This is a genomic window from Streptomyces sp. NPDC087422 (assembly GCF_044744145.1).
Taxonomy (GTDB): domain Bacteria; phylum Actinomycetota; class Actinomycetes; order Streptomycetales; family Streptomycetaceae; genus Actinacidiphila.
The window spans coordinates 844630-862667 of the sequence record NZ_JBIUXT010000002.1; the positions used below are offsets into that span (position 1 = coordinate 844630).

The following is an 18038-nucleotide window of genomic DNA, read 5'->3' on the forward strand; positions in this document are numbered from 1 at the left end:
GCCCATCTGGACCAGGAGGTTGTGATGGCTTCGAGCACCACCGCGTTCCGCGCCGGCAGGACCGCGCTCCTCCGTGCGGTCGCCCGGCCGGAACTGCCCGTCTCCTCGGTCCCTGATCTCGACGACCCTTCCCCGCGCGGGGCGGCTGCCCGGTTGGCGTGGTTGCAGGAGGTGTGGTCCGAGGAGGACCTCGCGGAGGCGCTGGGGCACGCCAGCCCCGCGCTCGCCTCCCAGGTACAGGCCCTGTGCTCCGCCACCGCACCGTCTGCCCGTGACGTGCGCCGGGCTGTCATCTCCGTCGTCCGTTACGTGCTGCGTGCCGAGCACCGGGCGACCCCGTTCGGCCTGTTCGCCGGTGTGGCCGCTGCCGGCTTCGGGCCGCGGGCCTACGCGACGTGGGGCTCCGACCACGGGGTCGTGGGGCGGCCGAGCGCCGAGTGGATGACGGCTGTCGTCGAACGTCTGGAGTCGTGCACCGAATTGCTGGTGCGCGTGCCGGTGATCGTTAACAACACCGCTGCACAGCGCGGCGATCGGCTCGTCGTGCCGTACACGTCCGTTGCCGGCATTGGCCGGCGGCGGGCCGTTGAGGCATCCATCACCCTGACCGAACCGGTCCGCATGGTTCTGGACGCGGCCCGCAAGCCCATCGGCGTAGACGTTCTCGCGGACAAGCTGGGCGCGGACTTCTTCACGGCAGGTCCGGAACGGGCCCGGCAGCTCGTACAAGGGCTGATCCACAACCACGTGTTGATCACCAGCCTGCACGCGCCGAGTACCGAGACCGACGCCTTGGACTACCTGCTGGGCCAGCTCGACGCTGTGAACGCCGACGCCGTGGCATCGGTCGCCGCTCTGGTTCGCGAACTGCGTTCCGCACAAGCTGACGTACGCGGCTGTGGCTCTCGGGCCGGCCGGGCCGGAGCCGCCGCACGGATGCGAGCCCTGGTCCCGCACCTGCGCCGCCACCCCCTTGCCCTCGACCTGCGCCTGGACGCCAAGGTCGAGCTTCCCGAAGAGGTGGCCCGCGAGGTTGAGGGCGCCGCCGACGTCCTGACCCGGGTCAGCGCCCACCCTTACGGGACGGCGGCGTGGAAGGCGTACCAGCGGCGGTTCTACGAGCGGTACGGCATCGGCACGATGGTGCCGCTCGCCGAGGTCGTCGCCGACAGCGGCAGCGGCTACCCCGACGGATATCCGGGCACCCAGGCCGCCGAGCAGCACTCCCGCCCCTCGGCGCGGGAAGACGTCCTGGTGCGACTGGCGCAGGCCGCCGCCCTCGACGGCTGCGACGAGGTCGTCCTCACCGACGAACTGATCGCCGCGATGGACCTGGGGCCCGAACGTCCCAGGGTGCCGCCGCACTTGGAAGTCGGCGTCCGAGTGCAAGCTGCCAGCGCGGAGGAGTTGCAGCGCGGTCGGTTCCGGCTGGAAGTCGCGAGCGTGTCCCGGGGCGTCGGCGTCACCACCGGCCGGTTCCTCAGCGTGCTGGCCCCCGAGAACCGCGCGCGGCTGACAGCGGAGCTGGCCGACCTCCCGGCCGCCGACGCCGGCACCGTCGCGGCCCAGCTGTCCTTCCCGCCGCTGCACCCCGCCAGCGCCCACGTCACCCGCGCCCCGCAGGTCCTGCCCACCGTGATCAGCGTCCAGGAGCACCGTGACCCGACCGGCGACGTGCTCACCCCGGCCGACCTGGCGGTGGCCTGCGACGGACGCCGCATGTACCTGGCCGCGCCCGCACGCGGGCAACGAATCGAGGCCGCGGGCATGCACGCGCTGAACTTGAAAGAACACACGCCGCCGCTGGTGCGGTTCCTCACGGAGCTGTCCCGCGCCCAGTGTGCACAGGTCACCATGTTCGACTGGGGCGCGGCCAACGCGATGCCGTTCCTGCCCCGGCTGCGCTACGGCCGTACGGTGCTCGCCCCGGCCCGGTGGCGGCTGGAAGCCGCCGAGCTGCCCGGCCGCGACCAGCCGCAAGCCCAATGGGACACCGCCCTTGAGGACTGGAGGACCCGCCGGCGAATGCCACAGCGGATCCACCTGACCGAAGGCGACCAACGCCTGCTCCTCGACCTCGACCAAGCCGCACACCGAACCCTGCTGCGCCAGCACCTGCACCGCGCTCCCGTGGCGGTCCTCGTGGAAGCTCCGGACGCCGACGCCTACGGCTGGTGCGACGGCCGCGCGCACGAGATCGTCGTGCCGATCAAGGCAACCCGACTCCTGGCCTGGCCCGCGCTGCCGACTCCCACCCCGGCCCGCCTCTTCTCCCCGGCGCAGATCCAGACGCCCGGCACTTCCACACTGCTGCTGACCACCCTGTACGGCGACCTGCGCAGGCAGGACACCCTCCTCGCCCAGCACATCCCGGACCTGCTGCACCGACTCGGCGGCCCGCCATGGTGGTTCATCCGCTTCCGCGACCCCGAGCACCACCTGCGGCTGCGCATCGCCCTGCCCGATCCCGAAGCCTTCGCGGCAACCGCCCGAACCGTCGGCGCCTGGGCCGACGAACTGCGTGCCGCCGGAATGGTGTCGGACCTGCGCTTCCCCACCTCCTTCCGCGAGATGGGACGTTGGGGCTCCGGCCCGGCCTGGGACGCCGCCGAAGAGGTGTTCCGCGCCGACTCGCGGGCCGTCGTCGCCCAACTCTCCCAGCCCCAACGCCCGCCCCAGCGCGCGCTGGTGGCCGCGCATACCGTCGCCATCGTCACCGCGTTCCTGGGCAGCACCGAGGCAGCGATGCGTTGGCTGATCGCGCATATTCCCGCCACCGCGCCCGCTCCGGCGCCGCGCCCGCAGTTCACCGAGGCTGTACGGCTGGCCGACCCCTCCAACGACTGGGCGGCGCTGCGCAACGTACCCGGCGGTCAGACCGTGGTGGAGACGTGGGCCGACCGGAACGCGGCGCTCACCGCCTACCGGCGCCACCTCCCCGGCCCGGACGCCCAAGGCATCCGCCTGGACGACGTCCTGTCCTCGCTGCTGCACGTCCACTTCGTCCGGCACATCGCCGTGGACTTCCCCGAGGAAGAAATCTGCCTCTACCTCACCCGCGCCGCCGCCCTGGCGTGGCTGTCCCGGAGGAAGCGGTGACCGATCCCCTCGCGCTGAAGGTGTCGGACGCCGTCGCCGACCTCCTGGCCGATCCGGCCACCGCACTGAGAGGACCGGCTGCCGTCTCGTACCGCCAGCACCTCGCCTATGGGCCGACCGGCGTCGCGCTGCTGCACATCGAACGCGCCGCGGTCGGCTTGGGACCGTGGCAGCGCGCCCACGACTGGCTAACCGCCGCCACTCGGGAACCGTTCACCAGCGGACCCGACAGCCACCCCTTCTACGGGGCCCCGGCCGTGGCCCACGCCGTGGTCTGCGTCGCCGAGCATCAACCCAGGCCGTACCAGCGCGCCCTCGCCGACCTCGACGCGCAGATCGACCGTGACGTCCGCCGGCGCCTCGACATCGCGCACCGCCGCATCGACGCAGGCCACCTGCCCCAACTGGCCGAGTTCGACGTGATCCGCGGGCTCACCGGCTACGGCGCCTATCTGCTTCAGCGCGACCGGCTCGGCCCAACCCTGAACAGGGTCCTTCACTACTGCGTCCGCCTCACCGAACCGGTCAGCGACGACGGCGAGACGGTACCCGGCTGGTGGACCGCCACCGGACCCTCCGGTCGCCCGGACCAACGGTTCCCCGGCGGGCACGCCAACAACGGCATGGCACACGGCATCGGCGGCGTACTCGCGCTGCTGGCCCTCGCCGCCAGGCACGGCAATACGGTCGGCGGACACCACGACGCCATCCGCACAATCCTGGCCTGGCTGGACCGTCGGCAGGAGAACTCCGGCACCGCCTGGCCGTACTGGGTCACCCGTGCCGAGCTGCGCGAAGAGCGTCTCGCCCCGTCCGCGCCACGCCGTCCGTCGTGGTGCTACGGCACCGCCGGCCTCGCCCGCGCCCAGCAACTCGCCGCCCTCGCGCTCGGCGACACACGCCGACAGATCGAAGCGGAGAACGCGCTCGCGTCCGCCCTCACCGATCCCGCACAGCTCAAGGCGACTACCGACAACGGCCTGTGCCACGGCTTCGCGGGCCTCGCCCACATCGCGGCCCGAGCCGCCGACGACGCCCACCACTCGACTGCCGCCCAGCTCCGCGCATCCATTCCGTCGCTGCTGGCCTCGGTGTGTCCGCCGGACATCGACCCAGCCACCACGGCCACCGCGCTGGTGCAGGACGAGAAGGCAGGACCGGGATTCCTCGACGGCGCCGCAGGTGTTGCCCTCGCGCTCCAAGCGCCCGCATCCGGCGCCCCGCCCACCACCTCGTGGGACTCCTGCCTGCTCCTCGCCTGACCTCCCCGATCGAAGGACGCCCGCCCATGGACCCGGACCACTGGCACCAGCACAACGTCGTGTTCACCGACCGCGAAAGCGGCAAGCGCGCCATCACCGAACGCCTCGGCCCCGCCCTGCTCGCGGCCGAGGAAGCGAAGCAGCTCGACGGCTGGTGGTTCATGAACAAGCAGCCCTGGCCACTGCGCTACCGGGCCGCGCAGCCGTCACCGCTGGTCGAGTCGGTCCTGAGCGAGCTCGTCGACGACGGCACGGTGGACTACTGGCTGCACGGCATCTACGAGCCGGAGGCCACCGCCTTCGGCGGAGCCCTCGCCGTGGACGCCGCCCACGACCTCTTCCACGAGGACAGCCGCCACCTGCTCAGCTACCAGCCGGGCCCCGGACACCTCGGCCGCCGCGAGACCGCCGTCCTCCTGATCAGCGCGATGATGCGCGCCGCCGACCTGGACTGGTTCGAGCAGGGCGACGTATGGGCCAAGGCCGCCGCACTGCGACCGGCCACCGACGTCGCCCCGCACCGGGTCACCGCCCTCATGTCGGCGATGCACACGCTGATGACCGTCGACGCCTTCACCCTGTGCCGCGCGGGCCGTCCCCTCCACAGGCACGGCGAGTGGGTGGCCGCCTTCGAGAGGGCCGGCACGACCCTGGCCCACCTCGCGTCCGACGGGGGGCTGTCGCGCGGTCTGCGCGCCGTCATCGCCCACCACGTGATCTTCCACGCCAACCGCGCCGGTCTCCTCCCTGGGGACCAGAACGCGCTGTTCACCACCGCACGAGAGGCAGTCATGGGATCGAATGACAACACCGCGTCGTCCGCTGAAGGGACGCCCGGGGCCACTAGCGTCGGGGCAGTGACCTCCCACACCATCGCCACGCCGAGCGACGAGTCCGTACGGCTCCGCAACGCCCTGGTCGACCAGATCCGCGCATCCGGATACGCCCACACACCCGCCGTCGAAACCGCGCTGCGCACCGTCCCCCGCCACCTGTTCGTGCCCGACGCGACCCTCGAAGACGCCTACGCCAACAGCCCGGTCAACATCAAGTACGACACCGACGGCACGTCGATCTCCTGCGCCTCCCAACCCGGAGTCGTCGCCCTCATGCTGGACCAACTCGACGTCCAGCCCGGCCAGCGCATCCTCGAACTCGGCGCCGGCACCGGCTACAACGCCGCCCTCCTCGCCCACCTCGTCGGCGAGGACGGGAATGTCACCACGATCGACGTCGACGACGACCTCGTGGAGGGAGCCCGTGCCCACCTGGCCACCGCCGGGTTCAGCAACGTTGAGGCGCTGGCCCGTGACGGGGCGGTCGGCAATGCCGCGGGAGCCCCGTACGACCGGATCATCGCCACCGTCGGCGCGCACGGCGTCCCGCACGCCTGGCTCGACCAACTCGCCCCGGGCGGACGGCTCGTCGTCCCCCAACGGCTCAAGGGCAGCGTGTCCCGCTCCATCGCCTACGAACAGTGCGACGGCCGCTGGACCAGCGTCAGCAGCAAGATGAACACCTTCATGCCGCTGCGGCGCGGCATCGCCGACGATGACCGTCGCGTCATCCCCCTCAGCGCGGACAGCACGGTGCGGCTCCAAGCTCCCGCCGGCCAGCCCATCGACGCCGACGCCCTGGCCGGCGTACTGGACCAGCCTCGCACCGAGGAGTGGACCGGCATGACGGTCCGCGCCATGGAGTCCCCGGAATGGATGGAGCTGTTCGTCTCCTGCTCCCTGCCCTCCGGCCTGATCCGGATGCTGTTCCCGGCCGACGCCAAGGGCACGCTGCTCACCGAGGACCCCTACCCGTCGTCCACAGCAGCCGTCGACAAGGGCGCCGTCACCTACCTCGCCCGGCGCCTGTCAGAACAGAAGACCCCCGAGGGCGGCAAACTCTGGGAATTCGGCGTCATCGGCCACGGCCCCGGCAGCGACGAACTGGCCGCCCGGGTCGCCGACGCGATCCGAACCTGGGACCGCGACTACCGGAACCGCGAGGCGTCCTTCGAGATCCAGCGCCTCGACGCCCCGCCGATCGAGCAGCAGCCGGGCCTGTTCGCCATCGACACCCCGCTGAACCGCATCGTCGCCAACTGGCAGTAACACCCGGCCGGTTACGAGGCAGATGGTGCCCGTCGATCCCACCGACGGGCACCGCCGACGCTTACCTGCGCCTTCGTTGCTCGGGGAGATCTCATGGACCCGCACGGCCCGATAGCCAAACGTTTCCCGCTTGTGGCCCGCTTCCGCCCCGCGTGTCTGCCCCTGCCCGAGCGGGTGCAAGCCCTGACCGAACTGGCCTCTCGGGCAGCCCAGCACAACGACCCAGGCCTGGCTTCCACCGTCTTCAACCAGGCCGCCCTCCTCGCCTCCGACGTCGGCCTCCCCGACCTCGCCCGGTCGATGTGCCACCGCCACGCCCAGGCGTACCTGACCGCAGGCCCGCTGCCCGCCATGAGCGCCATCCGCGGCCTCGAACCCCTGATCAACCTCGCCCGCCTACAGATCCGCGCCGGCCACCCCGACGACGCCCGCCAACGCCTCCTGGACTTGTACGAAGCTGTCGGCACCGGCACCCCGGCCACGTTCGAGGGCATCACCGTCCCGGCCGACCTCACCCGCACCGACGAAGGCCGCCGCGAAGTCCACGCCTGGCTCTGGCGCGTCCTCCTGGCCGACGGCACCCGCACCCTGACCACCACAGGCCGCTGGCCCAAAGCCCTCGCCCACATCGAGCGCCACCACGGCATCGGCACCCGCATGCTCGACGGCCGCCAAGTCGCCGTGATCGCTGCCCTGGTCGAAGACAACCCCGACCGCGCCAACAAACTGCTTACGAACACAACGCTTGGCGAGTCATGGGAACAGATCGTCACCGCGTGCCTGACGGTGTTCTGCCGTCGTGACGCTGGCCAGCCAATGGACAACCACGTCGCAGACCTGGTCAACGCCTACCTGGTCCACGAGGCAAAGCCCGGCTTGACCGTCTTCGACATCCGCCTCGGCCTAACAGTCCTCGACACGATGGGCGGCGTAGATCATCCCGAAGCGCGCCGTCTCACCGAGAGCATGGCCCGCCGTACCACGGACGCGCGTGACGGCTACGCCGCCCGCGAACTCCTGGCGCACCCCTGTACAGCCAGGCTCACCAGGGACAGCCAAGTCCAGGGCTGCCGAAATCTGGCCCGCTCCTGTGCCCTCGGAACGGGCTCTCTCCCGGATGGCCTCTACGCCGACCTTGCAGCCACGCTGGATACCGCCGAAGCGGCGCTTATGTGAACAGTCAGCGCTGCCAGGGGCAGCACGTAGAAAGACCCTGCCAGTCCGAGACAAGAGGGACGTTACGAAGCGGCGGTGGCAACTCGCTGTGCGTGTTCAGCCTCAGAGGTATCGTCACGACAGTGGTGACTGGCGTGACGCTTGGTCGGCCTGCCCCTGGCAACTCTGTCACCAGCAGCCGTGGGAGGTCCCTGGTGATCGATCTCAGCAACTACGAACTGACCTGGCCCGTAACGCTGTTCGTTGCCGAAGCCAGCCACATATCTATGTCCGGCAAGCGTGACTGGGCATCAAGGGCCGAGTGGCTGCTCACCGAGGCATTTCATGGAGGCAGCGCCTGCTCAGATTTCGAGAGTATGCCAGCCTCAGCCCCGAAGGCCGACGATCCCTGGAGTGCGGAAGTCGTAGCCTCCTGGGACCTACCCCCCGTTCTCACACAGCGGATCTGGTTCCAGGAGTTGATAAAGCGTGCCCAGGAGCTACGGCAGTTCACGGAGCCCCGTCCCTACTGGCCGCACCGCAAAGGGAATGCCGGCATCAAAGGGCCGACGGACCCTGAGTCATTGCGGCTCGGCTTCGCACGGCTCATCCGGGAAATGCAGAGTTGCGGCTATCTTGCTGAACACTTCGGCGAGGAATGCGTCGATGTCGATGAGGAGCTGCCGGACGCCGCCGAGATCCTGGAGCTGTGACTAGGCTCTGAGAACCTCTGGCCCCTCAAACCGCAACGATGGGACGAGGACACCTTTTTCGGTCTGATAGAGGTCTTTCACGACTTGGTATCACGCCCGCGAAACCGAACCTTTCACTCATGGGACCAATGTGGTTGGCATCACCGTGAGTTCCACTCCGGCCCCGCACGAGTCCTGTATCGATGGAGGGTGAACCGGCTGCTCACGGGTGCCGGCGTCCGCTATCGGTTGGCCGATGAGGGCGAGGACCAGGGACGGCTGGTGGCGATCACGGATGAGGCACGGACGGTCCTCGTACATCGCACTTTGGCAGTTACCGATCCCGACATCAAACAGCGGACGGAGCACGCCATTGCCCTCTACCGCAGTCGCAGGGCCGCTACCGAAGAAAAGCGATCTGCGATCATCGTCCTGGCAGGAATTCTTGAGGAGCGACGCGAACTGATCCGGACAGAGCTTGGAAAACCTGATGACGGCGCGCTCTTCATGATCGCCAACAAGTTCGAGATCCGCCATCGAGACGCATCACAGCAGGATGATTACGATCCCGCCTTCCTCGACTGGATCTTCTGGTGGTATCTGGCTACGGTCGAACTAACAACGGCTCTCAGTCAGCGCAAAGAAACGACTAATGGAGCAGAGCCGCCCTTCTGAAAATCGTAAGCCCCTGCCTCTTCGGGTGGCCCGAGTTTGTGGTGAGCTTCAACGCGCCTGAGCGTCGGAGCCGTCATCGAAGGAGGGAGCTGGGCGAGGGCGGAATGCGACAACCCGTCCCGCCGGGGGTTGGTCGGCGGACGAGGGTCGCGAATCTGGTTGGGGTGCGATCGAGCGAAGCACCGCTGGCTGGATTGCCAGCGCTTCCGCTGCTGGAAGATACGGCTTGTCGCCGAACTGCTTGGACAGCAGCTTCCAGAGCAGCAGAGGTGACTCGTGGCCCACTGTCACGGGCTCGTTCTTGCGCCATCCTCGCTGGGTTACCTGCACGTAGAGAGACCGCTTGCGACTCTCGTCGATGGTGCCTACGGCAGCCCCTCGCATGATCAGAGCCTGGATCGAGACTCCCCAAGTAGCCTTCAACCGGGCGTAGCCTTCAAGCGTCAGTCGGTCGGTGATCTCTTGCTCAGCACGGCCCTCCGGGACCAAGAGACTGCCAGCGAACCAGTTGGCCTCGGTCTCAGGGTCAGCTGCCTTGGGCCGGAATGAGTGCAGGACCATGTGCCCAAGTTCGTGGGCCAGAGTGAAGCGATCACGATCACCCTGCTGACCTGGGAAGTAGGCGATGAGGGCAGTTTCGCCGATACCTGCCCAATAGGACACCCCAAAGTGCTTGTTCGTCGTGCTTGATGTCTCCCCGTTGGGGTCTGGGAGGACGATGGGTGCGACAGCTACACCAGCCCGCTCCAGAGCACGTGTCAGGTGGGGAATCGGCTTGTCCGGCGCCAAACGTAGGGCGACCCGCGTCTGGGCGGCCAGCTCTTCGATGTCGCTACGGCTCACTTCCGCATTGGTGGCGAAAGGCAGTGGCGGAGCTGGATAGCCTGATCGGGTCGTGACCTCTTCCGTGACACGAAAACTTTCACCGTAAAACGCACTGATGCGCCGGGTGAGTGTGCGGCTCGCTGACGCCATCTTCCGGAACCGGAGGGAGTCCAGCGGGACCGAAGAGGGCTGAGCGAGGAAAAACGACATCGGGGTGTCCGTGGCTTCAGCGATCAAGCGCAGACGATCCTCAGAAGGCTCTCGTGCCCCCGTCTCTACTTGGGAGATCCAGCTCTGGCTAACTCCGGACATCGCAGTCAGGCTGGCGCCTGTCAGTCCGAGGAGGTCTCGAAGAGTACGGAGCCGCTCACCGGGGGAAGCCTCCAGCGCGGTCGGCATCGAGTGTCTCCTCGTTGGGAAGTTGGAGTTCCAGACCTTCGTCCTGCGGCTCGAACCGCAGCCCACGGAGGTCCTCAGCAGTGGCAAGCAGGGGGAAGTCTAGATCGACTTCCGCCATCTTCCCGAAGGCCCACGGCCTTGTCGTTCGAACGACCCGGAAGAGTGGAGCGCCCTTGTGATCAATGCGCCAGAGGATGAGCAGCTTGTCGTGCGTCGGCCCCGACAGGGGTTCCTGCTGCACCGCAGGCAGCCGCGGGTTGTAGTAGTAGGCCCTTCGCTCGTGGTTCAGGCCCGGGGCGGGGACGTGATCGTCCCGGAAGCCGTGAAGTAGGCGCACTCGGTAGTCTCCGCCAGTCAGCCATAGCTCACCGTTACGAGCGTGGTTCCCGCTCAGCGTCCACGCTCCGAGACCGAGTTTGCACAGTCGACTGTGGGCAAGTCCTCGGATCAGGTGGGTCCTCAACCAGCCGTACTGCGGGCTGAGAAGTTCCGGCAGTTGCTTGCGCTGGCGCTGGTGCGCCCAAGCGAAGGCGTCGTGAAACGGCTCACAGAGCTCTGCTGTGGCGTCGCGGATGAGCGCGACTTCGGGCTTAATCACAGGCGTAAAAATATCACAGGAAAAATTAAGGGTGGAGGGATATCTCGAAGTCACGCAGCGAGGCCAGTGCAGTCGCTGTCCGGCTTCCGACGCTGTCGAGACCGCAGAAGCCAGCCTCTCAGGCAGTCAGGAGCTACCACGGTGGACGCTGAAGGGGCAGTCGAACGACTGCCCCACCACTGGTCAAGCAGGCCGCCGACCCGCCCCCGAGGAAGACAGCACGGCGTCCAGTTGCCTCTCCATCAGGGCTGTTTGTGACTAGCGAGCTCCTCGACGAGGGCCTACTGACGCGATCCACTTGCTGCGGGATACTACGGAATGGCTCCGATTTGAGGATCGAGCACAGAGCTGGGGGGACACGGTGGCGGGGGCGAACGACCCATACGCACGGGAACTCGCACGGCAGGCCAGGGAGCAGGAGAAGGCCCGGAAGGCGGCCGAGGCCGAGGCCAAACGGAAGGCACGCGAGGAGAAGCTCGCGTACGAGACAGCCCGCGCGCAGGAAGCGGTCGACCGTACCAGCGTGACCGAGCACGACATCGAACAGTTGTCGACGCTGTTGCGTACGGCGGTGATAGATGGACGTCCGCTGACCTTCGACGGATTGCGGCAGGAGTTCGTCCCCGCCCCGTTCATCCCGCCCGTCGGACGTACCAAAGCCGCAGCAACGCCTCGTTGGGAAGAATACGAACCGGAGCCGCCACGCGGTCTGCGTGGGGCACTCGGCTTCGGGCGGCGTGGGTATGAGGCGGAGGTCGAAGCGGCACACGAGCGCTTCGACAGGGCGCTGCGGGATCACGCGCGCGATGAGAAGAAGCGCGGTGAGAAGCTACAGAGGGCCCGCGCTCAGCACGCGGAGCAGAACCAGGACGAGGCCGCTCGGATCAAGGCGTGGAACGACGCGCTTGAGCAGCGTCGCAGCGCCTATCGTGACCGGGATGTCGAAGCGGTCGAGTGGTTCATCGACCAAGTCCTCGCCGCTTCCACGTACCCCCACGGTTTCCCGAAGGCTCATCAGGTCTCATTTCAGGCCGATACGGGCGACCTCCTCGTTGAGATCGACCTCCCGTTGGAAGATGTGGTCCCGGCCGCTCGCGCCTACCGCTACGTAAAGGCGCGCGACGAGATGGTGCCTGTCTCACGCCCCGAGAAAGAGCGGAAGGAGCTGTACGCATCGGTCCTGGCGCAGACGGCCCTGCGCACGGTGCATGAACTCTTCGTGGCCGACACCGACAGCGTGATCCAATCGATCGCACTGAACGGACACGTAGCCACCATCGACCGGGCCACAGGACGAAAAGTACATCCGTGCTTGATCACACTTCAGGCAGAACGCACCGAGTTCAACCAACTGGTGCTGACCCAGGTCGACCCGCGGGCCTGCTTGAAGCGGTTGCGCTCGCTCATCTCACCGAACCCGTACGAGCTCGAACCGGTACGCCCGCTCGTCACCTTCGACCTCTCCAAGTACCGGCTCATGGACAGCTTGGATGTCGTGGCCGGCCTCGACAGCCGCCCCGTACTGATGGACCTGAAGCCCACGGAGTTCGAACACCTCATCCGGCAACTGTTCGAAGCCATCGGGCTCGACAGCGTGAACACCCAGCCCTCGAAAGACGAGGGCGTCGACGCAGTCGCGATGAACACCGACCCGGTCATGAAGGGCCTGTGCATCATCCAGGCAAAGCGCACGAAGAACGTGGTCCCCTTCGAGACCGTCTCCGCACTCGCCGGCGTCGTGGAACACAAGCGAGCGGCCAAGGGCATCCTGGTGACCACCTCTTGGTTCGGCCGGGCCAGCGAGGCGTTCGCCAACGAGCATGGACGGCTCGAACTCCTCGACGGAGCGAACTTGGTGCACCTGTTCAAGGAGCACATGAACCTGGACGTCATTCCCGGGCCGATACCACCGAAACGGCGCCCGAGGTAGGCGCTACATGCTGAGCCCAAAGAGAGTAGGTCCATCGCTGAGCGTCTGGCCCCGATGGCCACCGAACTCTGGGCCGAAAGTACAGCAGCGAAGTACAGCAACCAGTCCGACCCAAAGTGGCCCTCGCTGCACCTGCGGCCGCGTCCGACCTGCGTAGATGACCTCAGCAACCGCCCTGCCGAGAATTCGGGACGAAGAGGCCGTGGGTTCAAATCCCGCCACCCCGACTGGTGACACTGCACGTGAGGGGCGGTCTTGGGAGAATATTGGGAGAAGATCTTGGTCGGGGGCTCTCTTCTTCCGCCTTCTGGCCTGGTCTTTCTCCCGATCTGAGGAGCCCGTCGAGCGCCCCGACCGGGGAGCCGGGACTCATTGCGCGGCGTATGTCGAGTGCCTCCTCCCACTGCTCGGTGAGCACGTCCATGAGGCGGGCGCGCATGCGCGGGGTGACGTGGGAGTAGCGGGCCTGGACGGAGCCGTCCTCGTGTCCGAGCCGCTCGTCCATGAGCTTGGGCGGGGTGCCGGCCTCCTCCATGATCGTCCGGTGGGTGTGCCGGAGCCCGTGGGGCGTCAGCCCGGGCGCGATCGGCACCCAGCAGGCCTGGGCACGCCGGGCAGCGCCCCTCCCCCGGGCGGGGATGCCGGGCCAGGGCTCGGCGAGCAGCGGCACGGGGTGGGCGTCGCGAGGAGCCCGGGTCGGGTACGAGCCGGTGGTGGCCGGATAGAAGAGCCACGAGGCGAAGCCGCTGCGCCGCCAGTGGGGTGCGAGTTCGCCTGAGGCGGCGTTTCGGACGTACCCCAACTCGGCGATGGCAGCCTCTACCCGGAGCCGCCTGTCTCCGATACGAGGCCCGGCCAGTTGAGCACGTTGAAGACGGTCCCGGCGGAGACTCCGGCCTTGCGGGCGACGTCGACGAGCTTCGCCCCCGGCCGGCGGGCGGCGCCGTTGGCCGCGCTGTAGCCGTTGAAGGCATAGCGCAGTCCGTTGCAGCGGCAGGGCTCCGGCCGCTTGGCGGCGATGTGCCGCGTGAGCAGCCTCGTCAGGAAGTCCGGGGTGTCGATGGTCCGGTAGGAGTCGTCCTTGGGCGGGCAGCGGTGGAATTCGCCTCCGTCCACTCGTAGAGCTGCCACTCGACGCGGAGGGAGCCGGTCCGTATGAACTGCGTCTCCGGGCCCATGAGTTCGCCCCACCGGACACCGGTGTAGCCCTTGGTGACGACGGCGACGAACTCGTCGTCCCGCCCGGTCAGCAGCGCGGCGCGCTCGGCGATGAGCAGGATGCCGAGCGCGTCGGTGATCACCTTCTCCGGGCCGCGACTGCGCGAACGCCCGGCCCGCTTGCCGCGCCCCCTTCGCCGGGCGGCGGGATTGGTCTCCCGCAGCCCGTCGTCCACGGCGTCTCCGAGGATCAGGTGCAGGGTGCTGCGCCAGGTCTTCAAGGTGGCAGGCGCGTAGCCTCGCCCCCGCTCCTGCCGCTCCCACTGCTCGACGTGGTGCCGGTTGATCTCGCCGACCTCCAGGTCGTTGAAGTACGGCAGCAGGTGCTCCTCGATGTGCCGCCGGTAGTTCTGCATGGTGGAGAGGGCCAGGTCCTGCAGGGTGAACCAGCGGTTGGCGTACTCCCCGAAGGTGATCCGCGCCGCCGCCGGATCGTGCCACCGCCCGCCACGTACCTTCGCCTCCTCCTCGTTGGCGGCCTGTTCGGCGGCCCGCTTCGTCCGGAAGCGCAGCAGCTCGCCGTTGCCGTCGGCAAGGGTGCGGTACTTGCCGGGCGCGATCTTGTAGCGGGCGCGCCAGTAGTCGCCGCGCTTTTCGCCGTATCCCACGTCTGGCTCCTTCCGGAGTGGTGGTCTGGGGTCCTGCGGGTGACCTCCGCCGTCGCGCCGGCCGGGCGTTGAGCCGAGGCTCGGCCACGACGGGCGCGGCGCGGGCCGGTCGGTACGCCGACCTGGCGGACGGCAGGGTGCCGGCGTCAGGAGGGGCGAGCGGCCGTTCCTCGAAGATCCGGATGATCTCCGCGAGGTGGCCAGCGGTGAAGCGGTAGCTGCCACCGAGCCGGGTGAACGGAATCCGGCGGCGCCGGGCCTGCTCCTTGACCCACCACTCCGAGCAGCCGAGGACGTCGGCGATCTGGGCGGGCTGGTAGAGGACGGGCAGGTTGACGGGATCGGGAGGAGACATGGCGGGTCCTCGTGAGGGCGTGCGGATGCGTGCCTGGGCCCCGGCGACCGGGCGCGGCGGCGCGGCGCGGTCGGACCGGGTGCTCACTCAGACTGACGAAGCGTCAGTGCATCGCTCTACGAGACTGGTTGAGGGCCCAGCGGCGCGTGACTGGCGAATGCATGAGCCCTCCTCTTTCGGTTGGTCGGTCGCGGCGGTCAGGAGGCGGAGGTGCTGTTGTACCTCGTCGTCGCGGCCCTGCGGAAGCGTATTCGTGTACGACTTCGCCCTGGTCGGGCGGTCGTGGCGGGACGGTAGCACGGAATCCTGGACGCGCCCCGGGAGGACGGGATCGTGTGCAGTAGAACAGCGACATGGATCCCGTGCTCCTCGAACAGTTACTGGACGACGCCTTCGACACAGCCGTCGTGCACCACGGCTACACCAGCTACATGCGCGACTACGAGGTGATCGTTTACGCGACAGCGGCTCCCAGCAGCGGCATCGAGCCGACCCATCTCCGATACCTCTTCAGGTACTGCGTCGAGGCCCGGTGTGAGACCACGGTGCGGCCCGACATCTGGCGGATCTCGCTCGACGAGCGCCTCATCGACCACGAGAAAGGCGTCGACCTCGATGGATACGTCTGGGGCGTGAAGTGGCACGCCCTCTACCCGGGCGCCACCGTCCTCTCCGAGTCCGAGACCGCACGTCGTTGGAAGCAGAGCATCGGGATCGACTTCCATGAGGTCCGCATCGAGACCAACGCCCACCGTCTCACCCTGGTCTTCTCAGATCTGCAGGTCAGCGAGCTGCCGGTGGGTTACGCGCCCTTCACCACGGAGTGACCCGCCGGACCGTGAACCCCCGCGGGCGCCAGGGCCATACGGGAATCGGCGTCGGAGGACCATCCGGGAAAAGGGTGTACCGTGCCGCTCCCACCATCGGGCTCAGCTCGGACTGACAGAGGGAGGCGCCGTGCACTCGCTTCACGCCGGCGTCGGCGTCCCCGCCCTCCGGAGGAACGTTCCGTCTGATCGCAAGTCGCCCAAGAGCAGTCGATCTTGGGCGAACCGCGTGGTACGTTCTGTCACCGACGAACTTAATAGGGTGACCCCGGCAGCGCGCCAACGCTCCGGGGTCCGGCACAAGGAGTCCAAGCTCCCCATGCAGATTCATCGTAGCCGCCATACGCGCGGCTTCACGGTCCTGCCCAACGCGTTGTTGCAGGACCGGCGGCTGTCCTACACCGCCCGCGGCCTGCTGGCCGACCTCCTCTCCCGCCCCGACGGCTGGCGCGAGGACGGCCGCCACATGGCCGACACCAGCCCCCAGGGCCGCCTCACCGTCGCCAAGGCCCTGCGCGAGCTGACCGCCGCCGGGTATTACCGCGTCGAGCGGGTGCGCCGCCCGGACGGCACTTTCGTCAGCGAAAGTCACGTGTACGACACCCCGCACACCGCGTACGCGACCGCCCAGGTGGTGCCGGGTGCCGTACTCCCGGGCTCCGGTCGACCGGCCGACGGCACGCGTGACGCCCACCCCGTAAAGGACCGTGGGAAAGAACCCACCCTCCCCGCCCGGCGGATGGCCCTGGGCGGGCGGCGGGAGACCCCGCCCGCACCCTCAAGTCCGGCACTCGCCGAGGCGGCAGCAGTACTCCACAAGGTGACCTCGGCTGAGCCCCGCCTACGCCTCGGCGCGGCAGAGGCGATGACGCTCGCGCCGCTGGTGGAGCCCTGGCTGGAGCGTGGCCTGGGTCCGCGTGATCTCGGCTTCGCCCTGCTGGGCGGCCTGCCCGAACGCGTCCACAGCGCGTCTGCCCTCCTGCGCGACCGTCTGACCCGCAAGCTGCCTCCGGCCGTCGAACCGGCGGCCGTATCGTCGCGGCCCCGCCGATCCGAGTGCTCGTCATGTGCGCGCCCGACGCCGTACGAGGGCATCTGCCGCACCTGCGCAGGCGCGGACGCCGCACCGCCCGACGCCGTCGACGAGCGTGCCCGTACCGCCGTCCGAGGCCGCGCCTTGGTCCGCGCCGCCCTCAGCGACCGTCACCCGCGCCCGTTGGCAGGCGCGAGAGCCTGACCTCGTCTTTCGCGGCTGACGCCGCTCCGCGCCCGTCCCAGTCCTGACGCGCGCCCCTCCCCCGACCCACCGGGTGATGCCGCCTGCCCGCGCTGACCCGCGCGCCGCGCCGCCCACCGCCATGCCTGGAGCTCCGCATGCCCACGTCCATTCCGCCCCAGCCCGAGCACCGCGCTCCGATGCCGGACCGGCCACGCCACCGGTCGCTCCCCTTCGACCGCCTCGTGCTCCTGCTGCTCGGCGCCTGCGGATGCGTGCTGTCCTTCGACTCGCTGCGCCAGGTCGCCCTGGCCACCCACGTCCGTGCCGACCTGAGCTACCTCTTCCCCGTCGTGATCGACGGCTTCATCGCATACGGCGTCCGCGCGATCCTGCTGCTCCGCGACGCTCCCCGAAGCGCCCGCCTCTACGCCTGGACCCTCTTCGGCGCCGCCACCGCCGCCAGCCTGTGGGCCAACTCCCTGCACTCGCTGCGGGTTCAACTCCCCGGGCACCCACGTCCTGGTCCTCGGCAACCACACCGTCGCCGTCCTCTCGACGATCACCCCGATGGCCCTCGGCGGCACCCCCCACCTCCACATCCTGGTCACCCGCCACGGCCGCACGCAGCGGCCGGAATCGGCGACGGCCGGAACGCCGAGCGTGGCACCGCCCGTTCCGGGCGGCATTCCGGCCGTCGAACGGACAACTTCTCGCCCAGCCGTATCTCCGACGGCCCCGGTCGCCGAAGCCTCCGGACGGAAAGCGTCCACGAGCCGTACCGGCCCGAGCCGTTCAGGTCCGCGGACCAGCACCGGCCGCCCCGGCCGTCGAGCCGACGCCTCCATCGACGAGCTGGCCGCGGTCATCGCCAGCGCACACGGCCAATCCGGCCAGATAACCCGGGCGCCGCCCGCGAGGCGATCCAGGCAGCCGGGCTGTCCGCCGGCAACGACCGCATCGCCCAAGCCCTCGCCCAGCTCGCCCAGGACCAACCCCCGTCCGCCGAGGGCTGAGCCGACGAGGCGGCGGGGGTGCGCGTAGGCCCGGCGCAACCAGCCCGCTGAGAACCCC

At 68.8% G+C, this 18038-nt stretch carries 10 protein-coding genes and 2 pseudogenes; 9 read left to right on the plus strand and 3 right to left on the minus strand.

Annotation, left to right across the window (positions count from 1 at the left end; genetic code table 11):
• The first annotated feature begins 24 nt into the window (after positions 1–24).
• From ACIO6U_RS09540 to ACIO6U_RS09560, 5 genes and pseudogenes are all read left to right on the plus strand, one after another.
• Entirely contained in the window at positions 25–3099 is a 3075-nt protein-coding gene (locus ACIO6U_RS09540; RefSeq protein WP_401717008.1) for a lantibiotic dehydratase, read from the plus strand.
• Positions 3096–4361, plus strand: a complete 1266-nt coding sequence (locus ACIO6U_RS09545; protein ID WP_401717010.1) for a lanthionine synthetase C family protein — start codon at positions 3096–3098, stop codon at positions 4359–4361. The genes ACIO6U_RS09540 and ACIO6U_RS09545 overlap by 4 nt, the downstream gene beginning before the upstream one ends.
• 26 nt (positions 4362–4387) lie before the next feature.
• Positions 4388–6466, plus strand: a complete 2079-nt coding sequence (fxlM, locus tag ACIO6U_RS09550; protein WP_401717012.1) for a methyltransferase, FxLD system — start codon at positions 4388–4390, stop codon at positions 6464–6466.
• A 93-nt stretch (positions 6467–6559) separates the two neighbouring features.
• Positions 6560–7642 (plus strand): hypothetical protein, encoded by a 1083-nt coding sequence (locus ACIO6U_RS09555; RefSeq protein ID WP_401717015.1) that lies wholly within the window; start codon positions 6560–6562, stop codon positions 7640–7642.
• Between the two features lie 191 nt (positions 7643–7833).
• Positions 7834–8988: pseudogene (locus ACIO6U_RS09560) on the plus strand (hypothetical protein).
• 48 nt (positions 8989–9036) lie between these two features.
• On the opposite strand, the gene ACIO6U_RS09565 reads toward ACIO6U_RS09560, so the two are convergent.
• Both ACIO6U_RS09565 and ACIO6U_RS09570 read right to left on the minus strand, forming a co-directional pair.
• The gene (locus ACIO6U_RS09565) at positions 9037–10212 is read right to left on the minus strand and encodes an ImmA/IrrE family metallo-endopeptidase (RefSeq protein ID WP_391042454.1); all 1176 of its coding nucleotides are present in this window, start codon (positions 10210–10212) and stop codon (positions 9037–9039) included.
• On the minus strand, positions 10181–10810 hold the full coding sequence (locus ACIO6U_RS09570; RefSeq protein WP_391042453.1) for a hypothetical protein: 630 nt from the start codon (positions 10808–10810) through the stop codon (positions 10181–10183). Before ACIO6U_RS09570 ends, ACIO6U_RS09565 begins: the two co-directional genes overlap by 32 nt.
• 361 nt (positions 10811–11171) lie before the next feature.
• On the opposite strand from ACIO6U_RS09570, the gene ACIO6U_RS09575 reads away from it, so the two are divergent.
• Positions 11172–12740, plus strand: coding sequence for a restriction endonuclease (locus ACIO6U_RS09575; protein WP_401717019.1), 1569 nt, complete (start codon positions 11172–11174; stop codon positions 12738–12740).
• Positions 12741–12948: 208 nt separating this feature from the next.
• Here the strand turns inward: ACIO6U_RS09575 and ACIO6U_RS09580 are convergent.
• Positions 12949–14566: pseudogene (locus tag ACIO6U_RS09580) on the minus strand (LacI family DNA-binding transcriptional regulator).
• A 708-nt stretch (positions 14567–15274) separates the two neighbouring features.
• Between ACIO6U_RS09580 and ACIO6U_RS09585 the strand changes: the two are divergent.
• From ACIO6U_RS09585 to ACIO6U_RS09595, 3 genes are all read left to right on the plus strand, one after another.
• Complete coding sequence (locus ACIO6U_RS09585; RefSeq protein WP_401717022.1) at positions 15275–15748, plus strand: hypothetical protein; 474 nt, start codon at positions 15275–15277, stop codon at positions 15746–15748.
• A gap of 319 nt (positions 15749–16067) precedes the next feature.
• Positions 16068–16985, plus strand: coding sequence for a hypothetical protein (locus tag ACIO6U_RS09590; RefSeq protein WP_401717025.1), 918 nt, complete (start codon positions 16068–16070; stop codon positions 16983–16985).
• Between the two features lie 179 nt (positions 16986–17164).
• Complete coding sequence (locus ACIO6U_RS09595) at positions 17165–17980, plus strand: DUF2637 domain-containing protein (protein ID WP_401717190.1); 816 nt, start codon at positions 17165–17167, stop codon at positions 17978–17980.
• Positions 17981–18038 lie beyond the last annotated feature (58 nt).

Excerpts from the sequence above, each read along its gene's own strand:
- ACIO6U_RS09585 (WP_401717022.1), top strand. The coding sequence starts at position 15,275 with ATGGATCCCGTGCTCCTCGAACAGTTACTGGACGACGCCTTCGACACA.
- ACIO6U_RS09590 (WP_401717025.1), top strand. The coding sequence starts at position 16,068 with ATGCAGATTCATCGTAGCCGCCATACGCGCGGCTTCACGGTCCTGCCC.
- fxlM (WP_401717012.1), top strand. The coding sequence starts at position 4,388 with ATGGACCCGGACCACTGGCACCAGCACAACGTCGTGTTCACCGACCGC.
- ACIO6U_RS09540 (WP_401717008.1), top strand. The coding sequence starts at position 25 with ATGGCTTCGAGCACCACCGCGTTCCGCGCCGGCAGGACCGCGCTCCTC.
- ACIO6U_RS09565 (WP_391042454.1), bottom strand. The coding sequence starts at position 10,212 with ATGCCGACCGCGCTGGAGGCTTCCCCCGGTGAGCGGCTCCGTACTCTT.
- ACIO6U_RS09595 (WP_401717190.1), top strand. The coding sequence starts at position 17,165 with ATGCCGGACCGGCCACGCCACCGGTCGCTCCCCTTCGACCGCCTCGTG.
- ACIO6U_RS09555 (WP_401717015.1), top strand. The coding sequence starts at position 6,560 with ATGGACCCGCACGGCCCGATAGCCAAACGTTTCCCGCTTGTGGCCCGC.